The organism is Daejeonella sp., from assembly GCF_037719425.1.
Taxonomy (GTDB): Bacteria; Bacteroidota; Bacteroidia; order Sphingobacteriales; family Sphingobacteriaceae; genus Daejeonella.
The window spans coordinates 1-7711 of record NZ_JBBJNI010000178.1 but is presented as its reverse complement, the minus strand read 5'-3'; the positions used below and the strand labels follow the sequence as shown (position 1 = coordinate 7711).

The 7711-nt window shown below is 44.3% G+C and carries 5 protein-coding genes and 1 tRNA gene; 1 reads left to right on the top strand and 5 read right to left on the bottom strand.

The features are described from left to right. Positions 1-32 precede the first annotated feature (32 nt). Together WKF69_RS17485 and WKF69_RS17480 are read right to left on the bottom strand one after the other, a co-directional pair. A complete protein-coding gene (locus tag WKF69_RS17485; RefSeq protein WP_340383513.1) occupies positions 33-1688 on the bottom strand; it encodes a RagB/SusD family nutrient uptake outer membrane protein in 1656 nt (551 codons plus the stop codon). Positions 1689-1706: 18 nt separating this feature from the next. Further along, positions 1707-4703, bottom strand: a complete 2997-nt coding sequence (locus WKF69_RS17480) for a SusC/RagA family TonB-linked outer membrane protein (RefSeq protein ID WP_340383512.1) — start codon at positions 4701-4703, stop codon at positions 1707-1709. Between the two features lie 333 nt (positions 4704-5036). Here WKF69_RS17480 and WKF69_RS17475 point away from each other — a divergent pair, with 333 nt between their 5' ends. Further along, positions 5037-5207, top strand: coding sequence for a hypothetical protein (locus tag WKF69_RS17475; protein WP_340383511.1), 171 nt, complete (start codon positions 5037-5039; stop codon positions 5205-5207). Between the two features lie 260 nt (positions 5208-5467). Here the strand turns inward: WKF69_RS17475 and WKF69_RS17470 are convergent. The 3 genes from WKF69_RS17470 to WKF69_RS17460 all read right to left on the bottom strand — a co-directional run bounded on the left by WKF69_RS17470 (position 5468) and on the right by WKF69_RS17460 (position 7622). Further along, positions 5468-5539, bottom strand: a tRNA-Arg gene (locus tag WKF69_RS17470). 49 nt (positions 5540-5588) lie between these two features. Further along, positions 5589-6689: a redox-regulated ATPase YchF gene (gene ychF, locus WKF69_RS17465; RefSeq protein ID WP_340383510.1), complete on the bottom strand. Its 1101-nt coding sequence runs from the start codon at positions 6687-6689 to the stop codon at positions 5589-5591. Between the two features lie 165 nt (positions 6690-6854). Beyond that, positions 6855-7622, bottom strand: a complete 768-nt coding sequence (locus WKF69_RS17460; protein ID WP_340383509.1) for an SDR family oxidoreductase — start codon at positions 7620-7622, stop codon at positions 6855-6857. Between the last annotated feature and the right edge of the window lie 89 nt (positions 7623-7711).

Sequence of the window (7711 nt, the reverse complement as noted above, 5' to 3'; positions counted from 1 at the left end):
AGCACGTAAATTTTCATCAAAACAGGTGATTTTTAGTTCCATCCTTCATTTTGCTTAAGATTTTCATTCTTGACAATTTCGCTGTAAGGGATTGGGTAACGGTACATTTTAGGGGTAAACACCGTTTTGCCAACCTCTATCTGCTGGTAAGTCAGTTTCCCTGTTGGGCTGTTCGTGATCTTTATTCCATGCAAAGGCTGATTATATACGCTTTCTGCAATTTTCCACCTGCGTATGTCCCAGAAACGCTGCTCTTCAAAGGCCATTTCCAGGCGGCGTTCTAAACGTATGGCATCCCTCATTTGCGTCTGGTTCATATTGGCTTTTAATCCGTAAAGGTTATTCGTGCCCGGCGTGATCAGGGCACGGGCCCTGAGGGCTTTTAACTGGTTATATGCTTCAACAGTTTCTCCTATTTCATTCTGGGCTTCTGCCAGGTTCAGCAATACTTCTGCATACCTGAAGATGATAAAATTGTGTGCCTGTGTAGGATAAGAGGTTTGGTTGCTCATATCGGCCATGAACTTACGCATATAATACCCGGTCTTAGTCTGCACGACCGAGCCGCCCGGCTTATCCAGCCCCCCTTCGTAAGTTTGTACCCCACCGGTTCTTTTCAACCACGGCGTTCCATTATGGAATATTGTAAGATAGAACCTTGGGTCTCTTGTTCCGATTGTATAAGGGTCAGACGCTACATACCCTGAGGCCGGATCGCTGATCGGCAGCCCGCTCTTCATACCGTAGGCATCCACCAGTCCCTGGGTAGGGCTGGTATACCCGCGGCTTACCGGTGTGGTAAAGCCTACCGGAGCATTATTGGTCTCTACATCGTTGGTCTGCCCGCGCTGAAAAGCCAGGATAACCTCCTTGTTCTTACGGGTAATGAAAACGTTCGCAAAACTTGTTTCCAGGGAAAAAGTGTTCAGTGCCATAATATCTTTTGCCGCATCGGCAGCTTTTTTCCATAGGGCAGGGTCTGAAGCAGGGTTATTGAGCGGACTTGCTGCATACAACAGCATCCTGGCTTTAAGTGCAAGCACGGCGCCACGTGTAATACGGCCCAGGTTACCATCATCTATCGGATCTACCCGTACTTGGCCTTTTATATTATCACATTCTGCCACGATATAATTTACACATTCTACATAAGTATTTCTTGGTATCTGCAGATTGTCTTCCAGTGTAAATACCTTGTCTCCGATCAGCGGAACGCCGCCGTAGCGTTTCACCATTTCAAAGTAGAACATAGCACGCAAAAACCGGGCTTCAGCTTTCCACCATTCTTTGAGCTGCTTATCCCGCATTGGCACACGGTCTATATTCCCCAGCAATTCATTTACCTTGCGAATGCCTTTGTAATTTTTGGCCCATGCATCATCAGGGTTATTCAGGGAACTTAGGCCGCCATTGGCCAGAAGAGAAATAAGGTTGCCATTTTGTGACGGCACTGCATCATCGGACGCAGCACACAGCAGTGAATTATCTATACGGTTAAATCCGTTAGGCAGAAAAGTGTATGTATTTTGCAGAAAGTTTCGTGCATAGATCCCTGCCGAATCCTGGACATCCCAGATATATTCTTCGGTAATATTTTCAAGCGGTTCTTTTTCGTAGTTTTTTTTACAGGAAAATATCATCAGCGTTCCTGCCAAAAAAACAATAGGTATATACCGGTATTTAAACATATTCATGCTTTTTATTGGTTATAGTTTAATATTGATGCCTGCATTTACAACCCTTTGTACGGGGATAGAGGCTCCGAAATACTCCGGGTCGAGCCTGTCATACTCTGCACTAGTAAACAGGTTAAGGCCATTGGCAAACAGGCGGAGGGACGACAGGCGCAGCTTACTTGCCAGCCGCTTAGGGAAAGTGTAGCCGATCTCTGCATTTTTAAGGCGCATATAATCTGCAGAGCGTATAAAAAATGAGGAGGGTACCTGGTTATTAATATTTACACCTACAGATAATCTTGGATAATTGGCATTAGCTGCATTTGCTGGCGTCCAGCGGTTCAGGTGGTGTTCAAATGCCTGGTAGTTGCCATTGTTTTGGAACTCTACCTCGGAGTCGCCTAATGCCAGGCGGGTTCTGTTGGCAACACCCTGTAGTAGCATATTGAAATCGAATCCCCGGTAATTGAATCCAAGGGTTGCACCGTAGTACAGCAGCGGCTTTTCGGAGCCGATGGGCGCCTGATCAAACTGGTTGATGATATTATCCCCGTTGAGGTCCCTGTATTTCAGATCGCCCGGTACAGGCACGTAACCTTCTACTTTCGGGCTAGCATTAATATCTGCCTGTGACTGGAAAAAGCCATTAGAAATATACCCGAAAGTTAGCCCTGTCGGCCTGCCGGTACGCCGCATCCACTCATACTGGCGTATAACTTCATCCTGGTAAAGTATTTCGGATTTTATAGAAGAAACATTACCGGAAACAAAATAATTAACTCCCCGCAGGCTGTTCTGGTAAGTTAGCAACGTCTCTGTTCCCGTATATCGGTTAATACCTATATTCTCGCTGGGATAATCATTGCCAAGGATGGTCGAATTTCGCCCCCGTTGTTGCATAAGGTCAAAATATTTATTGTTGAAATACTCGGCAGTGAGGGATAAATGATTGCTGAATAAGGAAGCATCGATGCCCATGTTAAACTTATCTGCTTTCTCCCAGGTACCATTGGGATTGGCCAGCACCAGTTCCTCCACTCCGCCAGCCGATCCCGGGGTGGCCCCTATCGTATACGCTGTTGCATCAGCAAAATATTGGTTATAAACATAATATCCTATGTCGGCATTACCGGTTCGCCCGTAACTGGTACGTAATTTCAGGGCGTTGATCCAGTTGAGATTGCCGCTTACAAAACTTTCCTTTGAAATATCCCATCCCAGGCCTACGGCGGGGAAAAAACCGGCTCTTTTACCGGGTTTATACCGGTTAAACCCGCTGTAGCTCATGGCAGCCTCGGCAAAATATTTATTATGCAGGGCATAACTTATACGTGTACCCGCTGTGGAGTAATTGGCGGGAAGCTGGCTGCCCGAATTTTCTATCTGCTGGTTGGCAAGCAGCAGAGCATTAAAAGAATGTTCGCCAAACTGTTTATCATATCCTAAAGACAGTTCCGTATAGGTGTATTTTATCGAGGTGCCTACGGAAAATCCATTCACCTGATCGCCATCCGTTCCAAATTTCTGATAAGCTGGCGGCGGACCAGGCAGGTACTTGAAAACTGCAAAGGATTTGTTTCTGAATATGGTTTGTACAGTAGAGGTATTAAAGGATACTTTCCCTTTCGCCCACAAGCCTTCTGCCAGATTATTTAACTTCCGGGTCATTTCCAGATCTGCGGCCAGGTCTCGGGAGAAGTCTGAAAGATAGCCTGACCTTACCGCCTGGCCGTAGATATTATTGGTATAGCTCTGGGTGCCTGTCAGGGAGCCATCGGGGTTCAAGACAGGGTATGCGTTATTTGGGGTCCTTAATAAACTAGAAAAAACGCTTTGTGTCCCTACTCCAGGCTGGTTACCGTTCTGCACACGGCCGAACAGGTTCAGTGCGAAATTAAAATTTTTGCTCAGATCAACATTGACATTGGAGCGTATCAGGTAACGGTCTGCCTGCGCATTAGTGTTATAAGAGTTAATATCTGATGTTTTGAAATACCCGTTCTGGTTCAAATAATCCAGCGAAACAAAATATTTTGCTGTACTTCCGCCCCCCTCCATATTGAGGTTATAGCGGCTTGCAGGGGCTGTTTTATTTAAAATAGTGTTGTACCAGTCTACATCCGGGTAATTAACAGGGTCCGTCCCGTTCTTATAGGCATCGAGCATGGGCTGTGTATACACGGGAGCCTGGCCGTCATTCTGTAAGGCTTCATTATACAAAGTGGCATAGTCAAATGAAGAGAGCGTTTGCGGCAACTTTAACAGGGATTGAGATGCCGTCTGTGCAGTAAAGGATATTTTTGGGGGACCAGGCTGCCCCTTTTTTGTAGTTACCAACACTACACCGTTTGAAGCCCGCTGGCCCAGGAGTACAGTAGATAATGCGTCTTTCAGCACAGTTATGGATTCAACTTCTTCCGGATCCAGGGATGAAAACCCCCTCGGAACCCCGTCGATCAGGATCAGCGGGGATTGCCCTCTCAGCGAAAAAAAAATTCCGGAACCATCGCGGCCCAGTAAACCGCTAGACTGCAAGATATTGGCTCCTGCCAGACGCCCCTGTAAACCGATCAGGAAGGTAGGCGAAGGTGATGTGGTAAGCTGATTGGTATACACCGTTGCTGTAGACTGCAATAGCCTGGAAACCGACTGCCTGCCATTGAGTATATTTATGGTATCGGCAGCCGGATAGATAAAACGTTCGCTTAGCTGAATATCCGGCGAACTGCGCCCGCTCAGTTTATGGGTAAAATTGTAGTATTTCGAGTGCCTGACATGCAGGGTGTTTCCCTGTGAGGCGAAAACCGAAAACCTGCCATCTGTGCCAGCCAGGGCAACCTGTCCGGATTCTTTTACCACGACCTGCGCTCCGGGTAGGGGCATGCCATAACTATCCCGCACAATTCCTTTGATTGTGTCAGCATAAGCACGAGCAGGGTTATGCAATGCCGCCTGTACGGTTTTTGCGGGAAACAATGCTATTATGAACAGAAAAACAGGTATTACTTTAAAGTAGATACGATGCATAAAGCTTTTATTTTCTTAATTTATTGAAACAGGACAGAACTCAGCCGTACCGGACATATTAAATAGTGGAAATGTATTCCGGAGTGACCAGGAAATATACCGGGGTTATAATTATCTGTTTTGGGAATTGGCAAATTTCTTCTTCATGTAATTCGTTGGTGTTTGATTAAACAATAATATAAAATGTAACCGATTTAAACGAATAATTTATCATTTGATATTAATCGTTATTTTTCGTCTAATTTTATGATTTCTACTGGCATTATTCGAATGCAACCGATTGTAATTTCCACGCTAAATCGTTGGGAACCATGAATCATACCTGCATCAACAATGACTGCTTATCTAACAGATCCACTCGAAGGCAATTGTACAATGTGGCCTCCATCAGCATTAAAACCTACTGAAGCAAGATATTCCATTTCCAACCTGAATGCGCTGATCTATGACAAAGCCCTGGCCGCTGGGAAGAAAATAAGGTGTGCGGCTGCCGACGGTATCTAAAGATGGAATTTCCCACCTGCCAACTATCTCCGGCGAAAGCCTGATCCCGCGTTATCAACGAAATGGCTTTATAGTAGAAAATAGACGAAGCAGGACAGCTTAACGTTCAGCTAAACATCTAGTTAATGCTAATAAAATAGAAAAGAAGATCGAACCACCAAAGTAAATGAAACGTTTGGAATTATCTGCTTGATAAACACGAAATTATAATAAGAAAAAAGTGGGACAAATGACCAAAATTTGGCTTTTGTCCCGCTACGTGTACCCAGAGGGATTCGAACCCCCATCAGCAGAACCGGAATCTGCAATTCTATCCATTGAACTATGGGTACTGTTTTCTACTAGCAGCAAATATAGTTATTCGCCTTTCAGTGACAAGATTTAAACGTTAAATCTGAAATGCATAATATCGCCGTCCTGGACGATGTATGTTTTGCCTTCTACGCCTAATTTACCGACCTCCTTACACGCAGCTTCAGACCCAAGGCTTACGAAGTCGTCGTATTTGATCACTTCAGCGCGTATAAAGCCTTTTTCAAAATCTGTATGTATAACGCCTGCAGCCTGGGGTGCAGTGAACCCCTGGGTAATTGTCCAGGCCCTTACTTCCTGTACACCTGCAGTAAAATAAGTTGCCAGATTTAACAATTTATATGCTGCTCTGATAAGCTTGGTAACCCCTGATTCGGTTAAGCCAAGGTCTTCAAGAAACATTTGCCGCTCTTCATAACTATCCAGAGAAGCTATTTCTGCTTCAATTTGTGCAGAAATTACAAGTACTTCGGCATTCTCTTCCTTCACAGCTTCATGAACCCTGTCTACATAATTATTACCTGTTACGACTGATTTTTCATCAACATTACAAACATACAAAACGGGTTTTTCTGTAAGTAGCCAAAGATCTGCGATGAATTCTCTATCTTCTTGAGTAATAGGAGCTGTGCGGACAGACTTTCCGGATTCTAAATGCGACTTTACGATATTGCAAACTTCGTAAGTCTTTTTGGCATCCTTATCATTCCCGGTTTTTGCCATCTTCTCAACTTTCTGGATCCTCTTTATAACAGCGTCAAGGTCTTTAAGCTGTAGCTCGGTATCAATGATCTCCTTATCTCTTATAGGATCAACTGAACCGTCCACATGAATAACATTGTCATCATCAAAACAACGTAAAACATGGATTATGGCACTTGTGGCACGTATATTTCCAAGGAATTGATTTCCCAAACCCTCTCCTTTGCTGGCACCCTTTACAAGGCCCGCAATGTCGACAATCTCGATAGTGTTGGGCTGCACCTTATTCGGTTGTACTAATTCCGCGAGTTTGGTTAAACGCGGATCAGGAACTGTGATGACGCCAATATTAGGTTCGATAGTACAGAACGGAAAATTAGCAGCCTGTGCTTTCGCATTTGATAAACAATTAAATAATGTTGATTTTCCTACATTCGGTAGGCCAACTATTCCGCACTGTAATGCCATATTTTGAGTTGAGAGTTGAAAGTCATAACCGATGACTGATTACCGACGACCGATTACTGATTACTTATTACTTATTACTTATTACTTATTACTTATTACTTATTACTTATTCGGCTGTGAAGATAGGATCTTTGTGTTTTTGACTGAAATTTATATTCAAATTCCTTAGGACGGGGATGGGCTGACGGAGGACCATCCTCCATCGATGATAAGGCTTTGACCCGTTATTTGTTTTGCCTTGTCTGATACTAAAAACAGGGCCGCATTCGCTATGTCCTCAGTATTGGCTGCCCGGCCCATTGGTGTAAGTTTTGACCAGATTGATTCGTATTCGGGATCGCCCATTGTTCTTTCCGTGATGGTGGCGCCAGGCGCAATGGTGTTGACGTTAATTTTGTAGGGAGATAATTCTATCACAAGATTTTTTGCCAGCATCTCTATCGCAGCTTTAGTCATTGCGTATGCCGCGAGGTCTTTATGAGCCTGATGACCTGTAACTGAAGATGTGAATAAAAGGGAGCCACCTGATGTCTGTTTTTTCATCTGCCGGGCAGCTGCTTGTGCCAGGAAGAATGTGCCGGAAAGATTTACTTTCATCACTTTGTTGAATGATTCGGGTGGATAGTTAAGAAAATCTCCAAATAAAGTGATGCCAGCATTAGCGATAACAATATCAAGATGCCCAAATTTTTTTAATGCCAGATCAACCAAACTGTCAATAAAGGCCAAATCACTTGAATCGCCAGCATGTGCTATGCAATTTCCCTCTTCTTCCCGGATTGTGTATGTGGCCTCCTGAGCTAGTGATTCATCAAGATCGTTTAGTATTACTATAGCTCCTGCTCGTGCCAATTGCCTGCATATTTCAAAACCAATACCCTGCCCGGCACCGGTTACAATCGCTACTTTATTATTAAAAGGTTTATTATTCATTCTGAAATATTGGCTTTAATGCGAATCCCTGGATACCTTGCTTCCCGAACCGCCTTTTAAGAATCCGAAATCTGCCCCTAAATGCGCCT